This window comes from Stenotrophomonas sp. JAG2 (assembly GCF_041080745.1).
Lineage (GTDB): Bacteria > Pseudomonadota > Gammaproteobacteria > Xanthomonadales > Xanthomonadaceae > Stenotrophomonas > Stenotrophomonas maltophilia_AA.
In genome coordinates this window covers 357,451-376,554 of the sequence record NZ_JBEUMH010000001.1, presented here as the reverse complement: position 1 = coordinate 376,554, position 19,104 = coordinate 357,451, and the positions used below count along the sequence as shown (strand labels likewise).

At 67.5% G+C, this 19,104-nt stretch carries 14 protein-coding genes; 6 read left to right on the top strand and 8 right to left on the bottom strand.

Annotated elements, in window-relative coordinates:
* Positions 1 to 5: 5 nt before the first annotated feature.
* The 4 genes from ybaL to AB9O74_RS01585 form a co-directional block, all read right to left on the bottom strand.
* Positions 6 to 1,709, bottom strand: coding sequence for a YbaL family putative K(+) efflux transporter (gene ybaL / locus AB9O74_RS01600; RefSeq protein WP_346478839.1), 1,704 nt, complete (start codon positions 1,707 to 1,709; stop codon positions 6 to 8).
* Between the two features lie 178 nt (positions 1,710 to 1,887).
* Entirely contained in the window at positions 1,888 to 2,778 is an 891-nt protein-coding gene (locus AB9O74_RS01595) for an XVIPCD domain-containing protein (RefSeq protein ID WP_369348165.1), read from the bottom strand.
* A 9-nt stretch (positions 2,779 to 2,787) separates the two neighbouring features.
* Entirely contained in the window at positions 2,788 to 3,213 is a 426-nt protein-coding gene (locus tag AB9O74_RS01590) for a hypothetical protein (RefSeq protein WP_369348164.1), read from the bottom strand.
* Between the two features lie 82 nt (positions 3,214 to 3,295).
* Positions 3,296 to 5,689, bottom strand: coding sequence for a TonB-dependent receptor plug domain-containing protein (locus tag AB9O74_RS01585; protein ID WP_369348163.1), 2,394 nt, complete (start codon positions 5,687 to 5,689; stop codon positions 3,296 to 3,298).
* 344 nt (positions 5,690 to 6,033) lie between these two features.
* On the opposite strand from AB9O74_RS01585, the gene AB9O74_RS01580 reads away from it, so the two are divergent.
* Positions 6,034 to 7,890, top strand: a complete 1,857-nt coding sequence (locus AB9O74_RS01580) for an ABC-F family ATP-binding cassette domain-containing protein (RefSeq protein WP_313212518.1) — start codon at positions 6,034 to 6,036, stop codon at positions 7,888 to 7,890.
* A 39-nt stretch (positions 7,891 to 7,929) separates the two neighbouring features.
* Here AB9O74_RS01580 and AB9O74_RS01575 read toward each other — a convergent pair whose 3' ends face one another.
* Positions 7,930 to 8,829 (bottom strand): LysR family transcriptional regulator, encoded by a 900-nt coding sequence (locus AB9O74_RS01575; RefSeq protein WP_369348162.1) that lies wholly within the window; start codon positions 8,827 to 8,829, stop codon positions 7,930 to 7,932.
* 206 nt (positions 8,830 to 9,035) lie between these two features.
* Between AB9O74_RS01575 and blaL2 the strand changes: the two genes are divergently transcribed.
* On the top strand, positions 9,036 to 9,938 hold the full coding sequence (gene blaL2 / locus AB9O74_RS01570; RefSeq protein ID WP_369348161.1) for a L2 family extended-spectrum class A beta-lactamase: 903 nt from the start codon (positions 9,036 to 9,038) through the stop codon (positions 9,936 to 9,938).
* Positions 9,939 to 10,227: 289 nt separating this feature from the next.
* Here blaL2 and ggpS read toward each other — a convergent pair whose 3' ends face one another.
* Both ggpS and AB9O74_RS01560 read right to left on the bottom strand, forming a co-directional pair.
* Positions 10,228 to 12,474 (bottom strand): glucosylglycerol-phosphate synthase, encoded by a 2,247-nt coding sequence (ggpS, locus tag AB9O74_RS01565; RefSeq protein WP_176988499.1) that lies wholly within the window; start codon positions 12,472 to 12,474, stop codon positions 10,228 to 10,230.
* 62 nt (positions 12,475 to 12,536) lie between these two features.
* The gene (locus tag AB9O74_RS01560) at positions 12,537 to 13,805 is read right to left on the bottom strand and encodes an MFS transporter (RefSeq protein WP_176988411.1); all 1,269 of its coding nucleotides are present in this window, start codon (positions 13,803 to 13,805) and stop codon (positions 12,537 to 12,539) included.
* A gap of 163 nt (positions 13,806 to 13,968) precedes the next feature.
* On the opposite strand from AB9O74_RS01560, the gene AB9O74_RS01555 reads away from it, so the two are divergent.
* A complete protein-coding gene (locus tag AB9O74_RS01555; protein WP_369348160.1) occupies positions 13,969 to 14,604 on the top strand; it encodes a hypothetical protein in 636 nt (211 codons plus the stop codon).
* Positions 14,605 to 14,693: 89 nt separating this feature from the next.
* On the opposite strand, the gene AB9O74_RS01550 is transcribed toward AB9O74_RS01555, so the two are convergent.
* On the bottom strand, positions 14,694 to 15,650 hold the full coding sequence (locus tag AB9O74_RS01550; RefSeq protein WP_369348159.1) for a DUF3011 domain-containing protein: 957 nt from the start codon (positions 15,648 to 15,650) through the stop codon (positions 14,694 to 14,696).
* A 203-nt stretch (positions 15,651 to 15,853) separates the two neighbouring features.
* Between AB9O74_RS01550 and aspS the strand changes: the two genes are divergently transcribed.
* The 3 genes from aspS to AB9O74_RS01535 all read left to right on the top strand — a co-directional run bounded on the left by aspS (position 15,854) and on the right by AB9O74_RS01535 (position 19,061).
* Entirely contained in the window at positions 15,854 to 17,611 is a 1,758-nt protein-coding gene (aspS, locus tag AB9O74_RS01545; protein WP_369348158.1) for an aspartate--tRNA ligase, read from the top strand.
* 172 nt (positions 17,612 to 17,783) lie between these two features.
* Entirely contained in the window at positions 17,784 to 18,317 is a 534-nt protein-coding gene (locus AB9O74_RS01540; RefSeq protein ID WP_346478830.1) for a GNAT family N-acetyltransferase, read from the top strand.
* 111 nt (positions 18,318 to 18,428) lie between these two features.
* A complete protein-coding gene (locus AB9O74_RS01535; RefSeq protein ID WP_369348157.1) occupies positions 18,429 to 19,061 on the top strand; it encodes an esterase/lipase family protein in 633 nt (210 codons plus the stop codon).
* The last annotated feature ends 43 nt before the right edge of the window (positions 19,062 to 19,104 follow it).

Below are 19,104 nucleotides of genomic sequence, written 5' to 3'. Positions count from 1 at the left end.
GTCCCTCACACCACCGGAATGCTGTGCTGCTGCCTCATCGTGCGGTACGGCGGGGTGGACATCACCATCTCGGCCAGCGAATAGGCCAGCTCGCGCTCGGCCATCACCGTGCCATCGGCGCCATGGGCGAGCAGGTGCTTCACCTCGGCATCGCTGTGCGCACGTGCCAGCAGGGTCAGGCCGGGATTGAGCGCGCGCAGCTTGGCCAGCGTCTCACCGGCTTCCAGCGGCTGCGGGATCGCCAGCACGGCGATCTTGGCGCGCTCGGGATGCGCTTCGGCCAGCACGCGGTCGGAGGCGGCGCTGCCACGGATGCCGGGCAGGCCGGCCGCATGCGCCTCGGCGACGTGTTCCTTGTTGTCGTCGATGATCATCACCGGCACGCCACGGTCGCGCAGCACCTGTGCCAGCGCGCTGCCGACGCGGCCGTAGCCGATCACGATGGCATGGTCGTGCAGGTCCAGCGAGGGGCCGGGTGGCAGCTCGGTCTCCACCGTGGTCGGGGCGGTTTCCTGGTGCTTGAGCAGCCAGCGGTCGAGCAGGCCGAACACCAGCGGGTTGAGCATGATCGAGATCAACGCACCGGCCAGCACCAGCGCCTGCCCGGTCGGCGGCAGAATTTTCAGGGTCACGCCGAGGCCGGCGATGATGAAGGCGAATTCGCCGATCTGCGCCAGGCTGGCCGAAATGGTCAGCGCGGTGCCGGTCGGGTGGCCGAAGGCACGCACGATCACGAACGCAGCGGCGGACTTGCCGAACATGATGATCGCCGCGGTGGCCAGGACCTGCCACGGGTGCTCGATCAGGATGGCCGGGTTGAACAGCATGCCGACCGAGACGAAGAACAGCACCGCGAACGCATCGCGCAGCGGCAGCGAATCGTTGGCGGCCTTGTGGCTGAGTTCGGATTCGTTGAGCAGCATGCCGGCGAAGAACGCGCCCAGCGCGAACGACACGCCGAACAGCATCGCCGAGCCGAACGCCACGCCCAGCGCGATCGCCAGCACGGCCAGGGTGAACAGCTCGCGCGAACCGGTACCGGCGATGCGCTCCAGGATCCACGGGATCACGCGGCGCCCGACCACCAGCATCACCGCCACGAACAGGCCCAGCTGCACGAAGGTCCAGCCGATGCTGGCCAGCACGCTGCCGACGGTATGGGTCTCATTGGCCGCGTCCGGGCCGAACACGCCGGCCAGAACCGGCATCATCACCAGGGCCAGAACGCAGGCCAGGTCTTCCACGATCAGCCAGCCGATGGCGATCTTGCCGCGCGTGGTCTCCAGCAGGCGCCGTTCTTCCATCGCGCGCAGCAGCACCACGGTACTGGCCGTGGCCAGCGAGAAGCCGAACACCACGCCGTAGATCACCGGCCAGCCCATCAGGGCCGCCAAGCCCCAGCCGAGCAGGGTGGCGACCAGGATCTGGCCGATCGCACCCGGGATGGCGATCGCTTTGACCTCCATCAGGTCTTTCAGCGAGAAATGCAGGCCGACCCCGAACATCAGCAGCATCACGCCGATCTCGGCCAACTGGTTGGCCAGCGCCTGGTCGGCGACGAAGCCGGGGGTGAACGGGCCTACGCAGATGCCAGCAACCAGGTAACCGACCAGCGGGGACAAACGCAGTTTGTTGGCCAGCGCGCCAAGGATGAAGGCGAGCCCAAGGCCAACGGCCACGATGTTGATCAGGTCGGTGTCATGGTGCATCGGGGCTCGCAATGTGGGGAATGCCCCGATTTTCACCGATGCGGCTGGATACGGCAAACCGTAGCGTGGTTTGCCTGGGCAGGCACGCTCACTCCTGCCCTACGCCGCCGGTTCCAGGTGCACCCTCTTCGGGTCGTTCGTCGTGGCGCCAGTCAGTGGCTGTCTCAACGGGACTGGATCAAACCAGCCGCCGATGCTGGACCTCTTCAAGTACCGGGGCAGGTTCGGCGACCGTAGCTGCAGCCTGCTGGCGGTCGATCTGCTGCAGTTGCCGGATCGAATCGTCGACCGAGGTATGCACTGCGGCGTCGATCCCCATATGGGCCCGCCGGTGGGCAGGGTCGTCCAGCGCGCCCTGGATCACGAATACGTTCTGTGAGTCGGAAGAGGGGCCAGTAGGTTTTCCCAGGACAACGTGGTCAATCCGCTCTAGACCTTGGGCCCGGGCCAGGTTCGCCAGGCTGGCGGCCATGCGCTCGCTGGACTGGTCAGGCTGCCTGGCCAGGGCTGCGTCCAGCTTGTGGACGCCCTCGATGGCTTGTTGGTGCAGCGACAGGGACGTGTCGCTCAGCGATCCTGCACTGGATCCCTGCTGCCTGGGTTCCGGCGGAGGCTGCGGGTTCGCCGGGGTAGTGGGCTGAAGGCGTTCTGCCTTGCGGATGGATTCGATCAGTTCCCGGGGCGTATCGGTGAGCATCAGCTCGCCGGCATCCAGCGTTTGCCCGGTCACCTTGGAGACCGTGGCCGTCGCCCATGACGCGCAGGTGTTGGTGTAGGCCCATGTGACATTCTCGTTCAGGGCCTGATCGAGCTGTTTTTCCTGCTGGGGTGTCAGCTCGTAGTAGCGGGAGGCCGACGACCTGAACCTTGTTTCCAAGCCGACCCTGATGTCCGTTTCGGGTCCATTATCGCCTGCGCGTGGGTGCCCGTCTGGCCACAGGCCGTAGTACTGCGTGTCGCCATTGCGGGTGACCGTGATCCAGGCATGACCATCCACAAACTGATTGAGTGAGCCTTGCGTGTTGGGGTCTACGTCGCTATGGATACCCAGGACTACCTTGTCAGCCATAGCGCCCCCTTAAGGAAAGACTTGCTCTTCGCCGTCGGCGAAGAGCATTACAACGCGAGGCGCCAGCAGGGGAATATCCTGCACGGCAGGTTTGGGTGGGCCAGGCACGATGTGACGGCGCAGCATGGTTGCGCAGTTGCCGGATATCGGACACCGGTCGATGACGATCTTCATGGTGTCCGCCTCGACGACGTAGCTGATTCCCGCTGCGTAGTACATGCTTTCGGCAGGTTCCTCGAACTGCACCTGGAGGGTGGAGTTGGACACCTTGGTCACGACGACCGGCTCGACGCTTGACTTGGAATAGCTCGGTTTCACGTGATCTCCTGCACATCCGGAAAGCGGGACCGCCGCCAGCGCCGCCCATGCGACGGCGCAGCGCACCACGCGGCGTGCGCTGCTGGACAGGTTCAGTGGGAGGTCTGGGCGATTCATGCCTGGATTCTGGCATGGCGCCGCGTGTGAAATGCGTGTCGGGGCGCACAGTAGTGCCGGCCAGCGGCCGGCACTACCCCTGTTACCACTTGTAGGTCACGCGCCCGTATACGTACGCACCATTGAACCCGTACGGCGAGTAGTTGCTGTACGGCAGCATGCCCCAGGTGGAGTTCTGCAGGTCCACGGTGCGGTCCGGGTATTCGTCCAGGATGTTGTCCGCGCCCAAGGTGAGGGTCCAGTTCTCGCTCGGCTTGTAGCTGGCCGAGGCATCCAGCACCCACGAGGCGTCGTAGGTCTGGTCACGCAGGGCGGTCGCCGAATTGCGCACGGTGAATGAGCCATAGCGGGTGGCCGCCAGGTTCAGGTCCCAGCGGTCCGAACGCCAGGTACCGCTGAGGATGGTCTTGTCGCGCGGGTAGCTGTCCTCGATGCGGCCGATCTCATCGCGGCCGATCAGCGACTGGGTGATGCCCAGCGTGCCGAACACCGGCGGCGAGCCGATGAACTTCTTCACCTCGGTTTCGTTGTAGCTGTAGGCAGCGGTCAGCTCCAGCGAGCTGGCGGTGAAGGGAATCGTATAGCTGGAGACCGCATCCACGCCGCGGGTGCGGGTGTCCACGCCGTTGGTGAAGTAGGAGAACGCAGTGACGCCCGGCAGCCCCAGCCCGGACAGCAGTGCGTTGGCGGCGTCATTGGTGGTGATGTTGGTCGACAAGACGATGCGGTCGTCGATGTCGATCTGGTACGCATCCACGGTCAGGTACAGCCGATCCACCGGCTGCAGCACCAGGCCCAGGCTGTAGGAGGTCGAGCTTTCGGCCTTCAGCGGGCTGGCACCCAGCGCCTGCGCGGCAGGGCTGGTGGTCGGGAAGGTGCCGCGTTCGACGAACACGCCGTTGACGATCGTGCTGGTCACCGCCTGGTAGCTCTGCTGGGCCAGCGACGGAGCGCGGAAACCGCTGGAGGCAGTGGCGCGCAGGGCGACCTTGTCGGTGAAGGCGTAGCGTGCGGAGAGCTTGCCGGAGAACTTGTCGCCGAAGTCCGAGTAGTCCTCGTAGCGGCCGGTCACGCCGGCGGAGAACTTGTCGGTGAGGTCGGCTTCCAGCCCGGCATAGACGGCGTAGTTGTCGCGGTCGGCGTCGACGGCGTTGAGCGGGGTGAAGCCGCCGAAGCCCTGCGCACCGCTGCCGGTGTAGGAGTTCAGTTCACCGGCCGACTGCTCCCACTTCTCCTTGCGGTACTCACCGCCGAAGGACAGCGTGACCGGGTAGGCCAGGCCCCAGTCCAGGGTCTTGGTCACGTCGGCATTGACGATGTTCTGGGTGTACTCCAGCGCGCCGTCGTAGAACGAGCGCGGGCTGTTCACACCGAGCGCGTAGTTGATGCTGTTGCGGGTGTGGAAGTCGATCTTGTTGGCGCCATAGTTGTAGCTGACATCCCAGTTCCAGCCGTTGTCGGAGCCGCCCTTGACCCCGGCGACCAGCGAGCGGTCCTTGGAGTACTGGTTGATCTCCGGCACGAAGCCGTCCGGGTAGGTCTGCGCCAGCAGCGGGCCTTGGTTGCTGTTGTTGCGCGAGCGGTAGAACGCGAACGAGGTGATGTCGCGGTTGCTGGCCATCGCGGTGGCGTAGGCCGAGACGTGGTCGCTGAACTGGAAGCTGGCGTTCGCCGAGGCAGCGGTCGCATCCACCTGCGGGTCGCCGACCACGAAGGTGGTCTGGCCGATGTTGGGGAAGTTGCCGGTGTTCGGCGCGGTGCCCTGGTACGGGCCGGCCCGGTTGCTCTCGTCCTGCTGGACGATCTGGCCGGCCACGTGGACGCTGCCGCGACCGTCGGCGAAGCCGATGCCGGTATCGCCGGAGAGCTGGTACTTGTTGCCGTCACCGGCCGAGTACTGGCCGGCGTCCAGCGCCAGGCTGCCGCCGGAGGACGAACCCTTGAGCACGATGTTGATCACACCGGCGATGGCGTCCGAACCGTACTGCGCCGAGGCGCCGTCGCGCAGCACTTCCACGCGCTCGATCGAGGCGATCGGGATCGCGTTGATGTCCACCGCCGAGGAGCCACGGCCAATGCTGCCGTTGACGTTGATCTGCGCCGAGGTGTGGCGGCGCTTGCCATTGACCAGCACCAGCACCTGGTCCGGGGACAGGCCGCGCAGCTGCGCCGGGCGGATGCCGCTGGTGCCATCGGTCAACGCCGGGCGCGGGAAGTTCAGCGAGGGCAGGGCGCGGGCCAGCGCGGTGGCCAGCTCGGTGGTGCCGGTGGACTGCAATGCCTCGGGGGTGATGATGTCGATCGGCGACTGCGACTCGGCCACGGTACGGTCGGCTACGCGGGTACCGGTGACGATGATGGTGTCCAGGGTGTTGGCCGCCGTGCGGGCGGGCGCCTCCTGGGCGGTGGCGGCGAAGCTGGACATACCGAGCGCGACAGCTACGGCGGCGGAGAGCGTACTGGTCTTGCGGTTCATCAGGATGTGGCTCCGGTAGGGGCGGTGCTGCACCAAAGCGACATCACGACATCGAGGATCGGGTCTGCGAAGGCGGTTGTTGCGGTGCGCAAGAGACGGATTAACGGGATATTCATCGCTTGTCAAATATTTGCCATGTTCGTAAAAAACGTTGCAGCAGCAACCATTTACGTGCGGTCGAGGATCTGACAGGAGGGTCCCGGGGGAGCGCAGGCAGGGTCGTCGGAGAGAGAAACGAGGCCTGCCGCGCATCCCGGGGCCCGTCAAGTATTCGTTAACGCTAGAATTACGTCGCAGGAAAGGTGCTCACGAGCACATTCCATTCCGTTATATGGACCCCCAAGATGATTTCCCTTCGTAACTTCGCCTTGCGCCGTGGCGAGCGGCTGCTGTTGTCCAACGTCGACCTGACCCTGCATGCGGGGTACCGCGTCGGCGTGGTCGGCCGCAATGGCGCCGGCAAGTCCAGCCTGTTCGCCGCCGTGAAGGGCGAGCTGGAGGCGGACAAGGGCGACGTCGATCTGCCCGGCAAGATCCGCATCGCCAGCGTGGCCCAGGAAACCCCGTCGCTGCCGGATCCGGCGCTGCAGTTCGTGCTGGAGGGCGACACCGAGGTGGCCGCCGTCATGCGTGAAGAGGCGGAAGCCGCGGCGCGTGAAGACTGGGAAGCGGTGGCCACCGCCCACCAGCGCATGGCCGAGATCGGTGCCTATGACGCCGAGGCGCGCGCCGGCAAGCTGCTGCACGGCCTGGGCTTCCCGGCCGAAACCCACTCGCGCGCGGTCTCCTCGTTCTCCGGCGGCTGGCGCGTGCGCCTGAACCTGGCGCGCGCGCTGATGATGCCCAGCGACCTGCTGCTGCTCGATGAACCGACCAACCACTTGGATCTGGACGCCGTGTTCTGGCTGGAACAGTGGCTGCTCAAGTACCCGGGCACCCTGCTGCTGATCTCGCATGACCGCGAGTTCCTGGACAACGTGGCCACCCACACCCTGCATCTGCACGGTGGCGGCGCCAAGCTGTACGTCGGCGGCTATACCGATTTCGAGCGCCAGCGCGCCGAACAGTTGCGCCAACAGCAGCTCGCCCACGACAAGGAACAGGCCGAGCGCGCGCATCTGCAGAGCTTCATCGATCGCTTCAAGGCGCAGGCCAGCAAGGCCGCGCAGGCACAGAGCCGCATGAAGCGCCTGGCCAAGCTGGCCGGTACCGAAGCGGTGCGTGCCGAGCGCGAGTTCCGCATCGAATTCGCCCCGCCGGCCAAACTGCCGTTCTCGCTGATCCGCCTGAACCATGTCGAGGCCGGGTACGGCGCCGATTCGGTGATCCTGCACAACGTGGGCTTCGGCCTGGAAGCCGGCCAGCGCATCGGCCTGCTTGGTCCGAACGGCGCCGGTAAGACCACCCTGGTGAAGACCCTGGTGGGCGAACTGGACCCGATCAGCGGCGAGCGCGCCGCGCATCCGGACCTGCGCATCGGTTACTTCGCCCAGCACACGGTGGAGTCGCTGCATGAAGGGCAGTCGCCGATGGAGCACTTCCGCGACCTGGCGCCGGATGCACCGAACCAGTCCTTCCGCGATTTCCTCGGCAAGTGGAACTTCGCCGGCGACCGTGCCTTCGAACCGGTGGACGGCTTCTCCGGTGGCGAACGCGCGCGCCTGGCGCTGGCGCTGATCGCCTACCAGCAGCCGAACGTGCTGCTGCTCGACGAACCGACCAACCACTTGGACCTGGAAATGCGCGAAGCGCTGGCCGAAGCACTGGCCGACTTCGAGGGCGCGATCGTGATGGTCTCGCATGACCGCCATCTGATCGGCCTGGTCTGCGATACCTTCTGGCGCGTCGCCGATGGCGTGGTCGAGCCGTTCGACGGCGATCTGGATGCCTACGCCGCCTGGCTGCGTTCGCGTCCCGCCGCGCAGGGCACCAAGCAGAAGATGGCCGCGGCCGCCCCGGAGCCGGTGCCCCCGACCCCGCCGCTGCCGCCGAAGAAGCCGGTCAATCCCCACAAGCTGGCTGCTGCCGAAGCCAAGGTGGGCGAACTGGAGGCGCTGCTGGCCGACCTGGACCGCGAGCTGGCCAACCCGGCCAACTACGCCGATGCGACCCGCATGGCCGTCCTCGGCCGCGATCGTGAAGCCACCGCGACCCTGCTCAGCAAGGCCGAGCAGACGTGGATGGAATTGCTGGACGCGTAAACGGCATGCCGACCAACGGTCGGCATCTACCTGGCACCCTCAGGCAACCGGCAGGTGCCGACCGTTGGTCGGCACATCGTCCTGCGCCTCCAGCCATTCCCGGAACCGTCGCGCCGCATCGCTTTCGGCGCGCGAGCGCAGCCGCGTCAGCCAGTACCGCCCCAGGTCCAGCGTCTGTGCAAACGGCCGGATCAGGCGCCCCTGGGCCAGATCCTGCTCGAACATCTTCAACGGCAACAGCGCCACGCCGGCGCCGGCCGCGGCGGCACTGGCCAGCGTCAGGGACGAATCGAACACCGGCCCGCGGGCTTCCAGCTCCGGTGCCCCGGCCGCCTGCAGCCAGCGTGGCCACTCGTCGCTTCGGTAGGAGCGCAGCAACGCCACATTGGCCAGATCGCGCGGCTGCCGCAGCGTACGTGCCAGCGCGGGTGCGCACAGGGGCGCGAACGGTGCATCCAGCACCGCATCGCTGATCTGCCCCTGCCAATCGCCGTCGCCGAACCGGATCGCCAGGTCCAGCCCTTCACCGGCCAGATCGATGCGGTTGTTGTGGGTCTGCAGGCGCAGCTCGATATCCGGATGCCGCGCGTTGAAATCGCCCAGGCGTGGCAGCAGCCAGCCAGTGGCGAAGGTGCCGACCACGCCCACGCTCAATACCTCGCGGAAGTGCCCGCCGACAAAGCGGTCCAGGCTCACCGCGATGCGGTCGAAGGCCTCATTGAGCACCGGATACAGGCGGGCTCCTTCATCGGTCAGGGCGACCCCGCGCGGCAACCGGGTGAATAGCGACACACCCAGCCGGTCCTCCAGCGCCCGGATCTGATGGCTCAGCGCGGCCTGGCTGACGCATAGCTCCAACGCGGCGCGGGTGAAATTCTGGTGCCGTGCAGCGGCCTCGAAGGCGCGCAGGGCATTGAGCGGCAGCTGGGGGCGGAGCATGGGTCGAGCCGTGAGCAGGAGTGATGCATCTTCGCACTGAGGGGGCTGCTGCGGGAGCAGCTGGCAGAGATGAGGGCAATTCCTGCGTTCATTCCCAGAGGTTGGTCCCGGCAGGCATGAGGGCAGGTAATGGCTCCCGCTGAAAATCCTCGCTGGTGGCGGCGCCGCAACCTGCCAATACTCAGGCCTTCGCCACGGAGAACCGCATGATCGCTCGACGACAGTTCCTGCAATGGACCGGCGCGGCCGCCGCCTCGGCACTGGCCGCCACCGCCTTTGCCAAGACCCCGCTGCCCTCGCCGAAATCCGCCGCCGCGGCGAAGGACTTCGCGGCGTTGGAGGCAGCGAGCGGCGGGCGCCTCGGCGTGACCCTGCTCAACACCGGCACCGGCTGGCGCACCGGCAATCGGCAGGACGAACGCTTCCCGATGTGCAGCACGTTCAAGTTCGTTTTGTCCGCGGCTGTCCTGCATCTGGCCGACCAGGGCAGGCTCTCGCTGGACCGGCGCGTGGCCGTGCGCCAGCAGGACATGCTCTCGCATGCCCCGGTGACCACGCGGCATATCGGCAAGGACGTGACGGTGCGTGACCTGTGCCGGGCAACCATGATCACCAGCGACAATCCGGCGGCGAACCTGCTGCTGGGCATGGTCGGTGGGCCGGCCGGCGTGACCGCGTTCCTGCGCGCGAATGGCGATGCGGTAACGCGCAATGATCGACTCGAGCCGGAGATGAACCGGTTCGCCCCGGACGATCCGCGCGACACCACCAGCCCGGCCGCGATGGCCGCCAGCCTGCAGCGCTTCGTACTCGGTGACGTCCTCAAGCCCGCCTCGAAACAGCAGCTGGCCGATTGGCTGATCGACAACGAAACCGGCGATGCGCGTCTGCGCGCCGGGCTGTCCAAGGCATGGCGGGTGGGCGACAAGACCGGCAGCAATGGCGAGGACACCACCAACGACATCGCGATCCTGTGGCCGCTCGCAGGCGGCGCTCCGTGGGTGCTGACCAGCTACCTGCAGGGCGCGACGGTCGATGATGCCGGCCGCAACGACGTGCTGCGCCAAGTAGCGGTGATCGCCGAAGGCATCATGCAGCAGGCCGGGTAGGCCACGCCGCGCGGTAGGCACCGACCGTTGGTCGGTGCACACAAGGTAGGCATCGACCGTTCGGCAATGCAGACCCGGTAGGCACCGACCGTTGGTCGGTGCGCACTGAGGGTAGTGCCGGCCGCTGGCCGGCTCCCCATGAAGCCGTCACCGTCCACGGCCGTGATCGCCCGCCGCCAGGACCGCGTGGAGCCGGCCAGCGGCCGGCACTACCCACGAAACCCGCATCGCCCGCAGCCCGCACCGCCTGCAGCAGAGCCGGCCAACGGCCGGCACCACCGTTCCGGCGTCAGCCTTCGGGGTGGCTGTTGCGTACCGCCTCCAGGAAATCCCGGCCCCAGCGGTCCACGTCGTAGTACTCCACGCTGCCGAACAACTGCCGCATGCGCCCGGTCGCTTCGTCGTCGGGCATCGACAACGCCTGCAGCAGCCCTGCCGTCAGATCGGCCGGATCGTGCGGGTTGGTCAGCACCGCGCCCTTCAGCTCCGCGGCCGCACCGGCGAACTCACTGAGCACCAGCACACCGTTGCTGCCCTCGATGCCCTGCGTGGCCACGAACTCCTTGGACACCAGGTTCAAGCCATCGCGCAGCGGGGTGATCCACATCACCTGCGCGGCCGCGTAATGCGCCACCACTTCCTCGAACGGCAACGCCTGCGCGAAGAAGCGCACCGGGGTCCAGTCCAGCCGCGAGAAGCGCCCGTTGATCCGCCCGACCGCCTGTTCGATCTGGTTCTGCAGCGTGCGGTAGATGGTCATCTCGCGCGCGGCGGGGACGCAGATCATCAGCAGGGTGACCTTGCCCTGGCGATCCGGATGCTGTTCCAGCAGCCGCTCGAAGGCTTCCAGCTTGGCCAGCGTGCCCTTGGTGTAGTCCAGCCGCTCCACCGACAGCACCAGCTTGCGCGCGCCGATCTCGCGGCGCAGCTTGAAGATGTCGTTGCGCACGTCGCTGCGCGCGAGCACGTTGTGGATGCGGCGCAGATCGGTGCCGACCGGATGCGCACCGAGCGCGACTTCGCGATCGCCCACGCGCAGGCGCGTGGTCATCGTGTCCAGGCCGACCGCACACCCGTAGGTCAGGAAGCGCGGTGCGCAGCTTTCCCAGGCCAGCCGCTCGGCCGGCATCGCACCGCGGACCACGTCGACGAAGTTCTCCACCTGGCGTGGAATGTGGAAGCCGATGTAGTCGCAGCTGAGCAGGCTGCCGATGATCTCGCGGCGCCACGGCACCACGTTGAACACATCGGCCGAGGGGAAATAGGTGTGGTGGAAGAACGCGATCTTCAGGTCCGGGCGCAGCTCGCGCAGCGTGGCCGGCACCATCCACAGGTTGTAGTCGTGGATCCACACGGTCGCGCCATGCGCGGCTTCGGCGGCGGTGGCCTCGGCGAACTTGCGGTTGACCTTCAGGAACACCTGCCAGTCTTCTTCGCGGAACTTCGCGCGCTCCCAGAACACATGCAGCATCGGCCAGAACGCTTCCTTGGAGAAGCGCTTGTAGAAGATGTCCACCTCCTGCTTGCTCAGCGGCACCCGCGCGGCGGTCAGGGTGGGGTAGCGCTCGGCATCCACCGCCAGATGGGTCTGGAACGGGCCGCGCTTGGGCTCGTCGATGCCCCAGGCCACCCACGACCCTTTCTGGCCGCCTTCGAAGAAACTCAGCAGCGAGGGAATGATGCCGTTCGGCGAGCGCGGTGGGCGCTGCACCAGCACGCCGTCTTCCATCACTTCATCGAAGGGCAGGCGGTGGTAGACCATCACCAGGTCCGCACCGTCGGCGCGCGCCTGTGCCGGCGGACGCAGGAAAGGATCGTCATCGGCGAGCAGGCCGAACTGTTCGATCGCCTCGAGGATTCCGCCGCAGCCGGGCGCCTGCGCGTGGTAGGTGTGCTTCAGGTCGGCGGTGGCGGCGGTCAGTGCCGGCTCGGAATCGCCGACGCACACCCCGCGGAAACCGGAGGTGTACATCGACAGGTCATTGAGGGTGTCACCGGCCACCAGGATGCGGTCGCGCGGGAGTTCCAGCAGGCGCGCAAGCGCGGCCAGGGTGCGGCCCTTGTCGGTATCGGGCGGCAGGATGTCGAGATAGCGGTCGGCCGAGTACAGCACATCGCAGCCCAGCGCCTGTGCGGCAGCCTGGATCTGCGCGCGCAGCGGCGCCAGCGTGTCGGGATCGCAGAAGTACGAGCAGCGGCGTTCCTGGGGAACGTCCTGGCGCTGCAGCGCGGTGAACGGGCGCATCGCCGCGGCGACCACCTGCTCGCCCGGCCAGTGCGCATCGATCATCGATTGCAGGGGCTGCAGCGGCTGCAGGGTGTGGCCGTCGACGACGGTGGCGCCGACATCGCAGACCACGTAATCCGGGCGCGGGATGGCCGGATCGGAGAGCAGGGGCATCACCGCTTCCAGGCCGCGGCCGGTGATGAAGATCAAGCGGATGCCGGGGTGCTGGTCGACCAGCCGGTAGAGCCGATGGCGCGCGGCGGGATCGCCGGCGAGGAAGGTGCCATCCAGATCGGTGGCGAGGATCAGTTGCGGTGCCGGCGGGGCCGGCGGTGTACGGGTTGGAGTGAGGGAGGTCGGTGTCGAAACAGTCAATGCACTTCCTTATCGGAGTCAGAGGGGAGGGGGGAATCGGAATCCGGCGGCGCGGTGTCGGTCTCGGGCATCAGCTCCAGTGCCGACGGCGTGGTGCGCAGCATCAGCCGGAACCCGACCGGATGCGTGCGCAGGCGCTGGAAGCTGAGCAGGCGCGCGGTGGTGAACAGCGCAAGCAGCATCAGCACCACCGCGAAGTACAGCGGAAGTGCCGGCGCACCGAAACGCTGCATGGCGGCACCCGCCAGCGCGGGGCCGAGCGCCGCGCCGACACCATGCACCAGCAGCAGGCTGGAGCAGCCGGACAGCAGGTCCTCGCGCGGCAGGTAATCCAGCATGTGCGCGACCGCGAAGGGATAGAGCGCGAAGGCCAGTCCGCCGTAGAAGAAGAACAGCCCGAACAGCAGATGGGTCTGCAGCTGGATCATCGGCAAGGAGGCCACCACGGCGATGCCGGCTGCGGCCAGGCTCAGTGCGACCAGTCCGGTGCGGCGGTCATGTCCATCGCTGATGTGGCCCAAGGGCCATTGCAGCAAGGCACCCCCGGCGATGGCGGTCAGCATGAACAGAGCGACGCCGTTGCCATCCAGGCCGACCTCGCCGGCGTAGACCGGTAGGAGGCCCCAGAACGCACCCATCGCCAGGCCGGAAAGGCCGGCGGCAACCGTCGCCACCGGCGCCATCGCATACAGCCGCGCCAGTTTCAGGCGCGGCACCGAGGGGATTTCCGGCGGGCGCAGGCGCGTAGCGGTGACCGGCAATACCGCCGCGCAGACCAGGATCGCGGTGAGCATGAACATCGAGGTCGCGCCGGCGTCGCCCAGCATCAGCAGCACCTGGCCGAGCGCCAGTGCCGAGAGGTTGACCACCATGTAAAGCGAGAAAGCGCGGCTGCGCAGGCGCGGGTCGGGCTCGGCGTTGAGCCAGCTCTCGATCACCGTGTAAAGGCCCACCAGCGCGATGCCGGTGAGGATGCGCAGCACGCCCCAACCCACGGGATTGATCCACAGAGGGTGCAGCAGCACCGCGATGGCGGCGAGGGCGGCAAAGAAGGCAAACGCACGGATATGGCCGATGCGGCCGATCAGCGAGGGGGCGAAGAAGGTGCCGATGAAAAAACCGGCGAAATAGCCGGACATCACCAACCCCAACGTACCGGCACCGAAGCCGGCTTCACCGCCGCGCACCGCCAGCAGAGTGCCGAGCAGGCCGCTGCCGGTCAGCAGCAGCGCCACGCCGGCGAGCAGGGCGGTCAACCGCAACATGCGTGCGTCCTTCGTGGGGAAGAAGGCGAACGAGTCACGTGACCGACCATAACACAGGGGGCATGAAGCCCCGGTTGCAGCGCTGCGCGCGCGCGCGCGCGTGTCACGGCGGGGGCAGGACGCCTGGTTTGCGCTGGTCGTTCGCGCCCGTTAGGGTGGGGCCATGAATGTAGTCAAACTTCTTCCCTTGGCGGCTGCACTGGCGATCACCGCCTGCAGCGGCTCCAACGATACCGTCGGCCATGAAGTCTCGATGGCGCCGTCCGATGCCTTCATGTCTGCCGTCGCTGCGCATTGTGGCAAGGCGTTCGAAGGCCGCATCGCGGTCAACGAGCCGCGCACCGATGCACCCGATCCCTTCGAGGGCAAACGGCTGGTCATGCATGTGCGTGGCTGTGAGGATCCGGCACATGAGCTGCGGATTCCCTTCCATGTCGGCGACGACCACTCGCGCACCTGGGTGCTGAGTCGCACCGAAAATGGGCTGCGGCTCAAGCACGATCACCGCCACGAAGACGGCAGTCCGGATGCGGTCACGCTGTACGGTGGCGACAGCAAGCCGCCAGGTACCGCACAACGTCAGTCATTCCCGGTGGATTCGGACTCGGTGGCGATGTTCCGCAAGGCCGACATGCTCGCCTCGGTGCAGAACACGTGGGCGATGGAGGTCGAGCCGGACCAGCGCTTCGTCTACGAATTGACCCGTCCCGGCGGGCGCCACTTCCAGGTGGTGTTCGATCTGAGCAAGCCGGTGGCTTTGCCGCCGGCGCCGTGGGGCGGCGAGACCCCTGCGCCGTAATTCCGTCCGGTAGCACCGGAGCCTGTTCTCCGGCGCCGTGAGGGGAGGGTGCCGACCAACGGTCGGCACCTGCCGCGATGTGGCAGCGCTCAGCGCGCGCCGAAGCGGGCGCGGCAGCCGCCGCTGACCCACAGGCTGCCGTTGCTGTAGCCCCAGCTGCGGCCTTCCACGCACGCCGTGCCCGACAGTTGCTGGACCAGTGCCGGACGTCCCTGGCGGTCGTCCCAGGCACAGGTCTGCTGGCGCTTGTCGTTGCTGCTGCAGGTCACGCTGTAATTGCTGTTGCCGCCGCCACCGCCCCAGTTGCCGCCGCTGTTGCCACGCGCTTCGGCGAACTCGCCGCGGCAGCCGCGGTTGACCCAGACCGCGCCATTGCGCACGCCCCAGGTCTGACCCTCGACACAGGCCGTACCGGAGATCTGGCGGACCAGGGTCGCATTGCGCCAGCCGGTGTTGCAGCTCCGTTCGCGGTTGTCCTGGCTCTCGCAGCGGATCGTCGCGCCGGTACCACCGCCGCCGCCGCCCCAGTTGCCGCCGTTGCCGCGGCCCTCGACGAACTCGGCGCGACAGCCGCCGCTGACCCAGACCGTTCCGTTGCGCGAGCCCCAGTTGCGGCCCTCGGTACAGGTGGTCCCGGAGATCTGGCGCGACAGCCGGGCGCTGCGCCAGCCGGTGTTGCAGACCCGCTCGCGGTTGTCCTGGCTTTCGCAGCGGACCGTACCGCTGTTGCCCGGTCCGTTGCCGCCGCCATTCCAGCCGCCCCCGCCGCCATTGCCGCGCAGGGACGTGGCGATGTCCTGCTTGATCCGCGAGAAGTTCCAGCCCGAATTGACCTGGGCCAGGTAGAAGCGCAGCTGGTCGTCCGGAATCCGGCGGCCATTGGACTGGTCGGCGTATTCCTGGGTGATGACCCGGCTGCGGTCGCTGCTGGACAGTTGCAACAGGTTTTCCGGGGCGTAGGCGCGGGTGCTCATCTGGGCCTGGGCGGCCGGGGCGGTACAGGCCAGTGCGGCGGCCAGGCAGGCAACGGTCAGACGTCTGTTCATGGCGGCATCCCTTGCGGTCGTTGGTGCGCGGACTATAGGAAGAGTCAGGGTTCAAAAGGCGTGATGCCGCCCGGCTGGGCTGTCCAGGCGCCGCCGGGCCGGGACATGGCGCAGGGGATTTGCCCCGGCCGGGCCGACGCCGCAGAATAAAGGGCTGTCCGGCGCAACCTGGTGCCGGCATTCTCCTGCGGAGCTTTACCCCCATGCGTACCCACTTCTGTGGCCTGGTCGACGAGACCCTGATTGGCCAAACCGTTACCCTCGCCGGCTGGACCGACGTTGCCCGCAACCAGGGCGGCGTGTGCTTCATCGATCTGCGCGATCATGAAGGCATCGTGCAGGTGACGGTGGAAGTCGACAACGCGGCCGTGTTCGCCGTGGCCGCCAGCCTGGGCTACGAGGACGTGCTGCAGGTGGAAGGCGTGGTGCGCGCGCGCCATGCGGCCAACGACAAGCTCCGCACCGGCAAGGTGGAAGTGATCGCCACGGCCATCACCATCCTCAACAAGGCCGAGCCGCTGCCGTTCCACGCGCACGAGAACCCGGGCGAGGAAACCCGCCTGAAGTACCGTTACCTGGACCTGCGCCGCCCGGAAATGCAGCGCATGCAGCGCACCCGCATCAAGCTGGTGCAGGCCCTGCGCCGCCACCTGGACGCCACCGGCTTCCAGGACATCGAAACCCCGATCCTGACCAAGGCCACCCCGGAAGGCGCCCGCGACTTCCTGGTGCCGGCGCGCATGCACCCGGGCGAGTTCTACGCCCTGCCGCAGAGCCCGCAGCTGTTCAAGCAGATCCTGATGGTGGCCGGCTTCGACCGTTACTACCAGATCGCGCGCTGCTTCCGCGACGAGGCCCTGCGCGCCGACCGCCAGCTGGAATTCACCCAGCTGGACATGGAGTTCGCCTTCGTGCGCGAGCAGGATGTGCAGGACTTCGTCGAGAACATGATCCGCGCCATCTTCAAGGAAGTGGTGGACGTGGAGCTGGCCGCCAGCTTCCCGCGCATGACCTGGGCCGAGGCGATGCGTCGCTATGGCTCGGACAAGCCGGACCTGCGCATCGCGCTGGAGCTGGTGGACGTGGCCGAGCTGGTCAAGACCAGCGAGTTCCCGGTGTTCACCGCCGCCGCCAACGATGCCGATGGCCGCGTGGCCGCGCTGCGCGTTCCGGGCGGTGCCAGCCTGTCGCGCAAGCAGATCGACGAATACGCCGCGCATGCCGCCAAGTACGGCGCCAAGGGTCTGGCCTACATCAAGATCAACGAGAGCGGTGAAGTCAGCTCGCCGATCGCCAAGTTCTTCAGCGAAGAGGCCTTCGCCGCGCTGGTCGCCCACGTCGGTGCCGGCAACGGCGACATCGTGTTCTTCGGCGCAGGTGGCTACAACAAGGTCTCCGACTTCATGGGCGCCCTGCGCCTCAAGGCCGGCAAGGACTTCAACCTGGTCACCGCCGGCTGGGCACCGCTGTGGGTCACCGACTTCCCGATGTTCGAATACGACGACGAAGCCCAGCGCTACGTCGCCCTGCATCACCCCTTCACCGCACCGGCGGTGGACGACATCGCCGACCTGCGCGCCAACGCGAAGACCGCCGTGTCGCGCGGCTATGACATGGTGCTCAACGGCAACGAGATCGGCGGTGGCTCGATCCGTATCCACCGTTCGGACATGCAGAGCGCGGTGTTCGAGCTGCTGGGCATCGGCGCCGAAGAGGCCGAGGGCAAGTTCGGCTTCCTGCTCGATGCGCTGCGTTTCGGCGCGCCGCCGCACGGCGGCATCGCGTTCGGCATCGACCGTATCGCCGCGCTGATGGCCGGTACCGAATCGATCCGCGACGTCATCCCGTTCCCGAAGACCACCGGCGCGCAGTGCCTGATGACCGGCGCGCCGTCGCCGATCCCGGACGAGCAGCTGGCCGAAGTGCACGTGCAGGTCCGCCCGCGCGCCGTCAAGGAATAAGCCGGGACGCGCCGGCCCCCGGTCGGCGTCGACACGTGGCAGGTACCGACCGGTGGTCGGTGCCTGCTGCGGATCCTGGCCCGCCATGATCGACAGGTTCGCGGGTCGTGGGGCGCCATCGCCGCCACGTTCAGGTAAATTGGCGGTTCTCGCCGATGCCGATGCTCCCGCCGTGACCCCAGGCCGCTACACCATCCGCCGCGCCACCCCGGACGACGCCCAGACCCTGTCGGTGCTGGCCACGCGCACGTTCGTGGAAACCTTCGGCCATCTGTACCCGGCGGAGGACCTGCAGGCCTTCCTCGATGAGGCTTACCCGGCGCAGCGCCAGCGCATCATTCTTGAACACCCCGACTACGCGGTCTGGCTGCTGGAGCTGGACGGTGTTGCCGTGGGTCATGCCGCCGCCGGTCCCTGTGGCCTGCCGCATGCCGAGGTGCAGCCCGGCGATGGCGAGCTCAAGCGCCTGTACCTGATCAAGGACCAGCAGAGCTGTGGCTGGGGCAGCCGCCTGTTCGAAACCGCGCTGGCCTGGCTGGAACGCGAGGGACCGCGCACGCTGTGGCTGGGCGTGTGGTCGGAGAACTTCGGCGCGCAGCGTTTCTACGCCCGCTACGGCTTCAGCAAGGTCGGTACCTATGAGTTCCCGGTTGGCAAGGTGCTCGACCTGGAGTTCATCCTGCGCCGCCCGCCCACGGCGGCCTGAGCGCGACACTTTCACGGCCTGCAGCGGCTTCACCTGCCGTTGTCCGGTCCATTCGTCTAATGACGCTGTTTCCTTCTGCAGGCGCCCCGCCCATCGGGCTAGGCTGACACCATGAATCCCCCTGTTTTATTGCTGCACGGCATCTGGAACGCACGCGCCTGGGTCGGCCCCCTGGCCTGGCGCCTGCGCGCCCGTGGCTTCGCCGTGGACACCTTCGGCTATTCGAGCGTGTTCGGTGGCCCGGACGTGGCCGTGCCCCAGCTGCTGGAGCGGCTCCAGGGCAGTGGCCGGATTTCCCTGGTCGGCCACAGCCTGGGCGGGCTGGTCGCGCTGGAGGCCCTGCGGCGGGCGCCCGAACTGCCGGTGTCGCGGGTGGTCTGCCTGGGTTCGCCGCTGCGCGGCAGCGTGACCGCGCGCTCCTTGAGCGATCACGGCTGGTCGCTGGCGCTCGGCCGCAGCTCGGAACTGCTGCTGGATGGCCTGCCGGCGTGGGAGGGCAGGGCGCAGGTCGGGCTGATCGCCGGTTCGGTCCCGCACGGGCTGGGCAGCCTGCTCGGCGCCTGTGGCGATGCCTCCGATGGCACCGTGGCGCTGGATGAGACGCAGTTGCCGGGCCTGGCCGACCACTGCGTGATCCCGGCCAGCCACAGCGGGCTGGTGTTCTCGCCGGATGCCGCGCGCCAGACCGCCGCGTTCCTGCGCGATGGCCGGTTCCGGCGTGATGATGCGGCCCACGCCGCCTGAGCGGGCTGGGCACTGACACGGGCCGGCCGGCGGATCAGGTAGA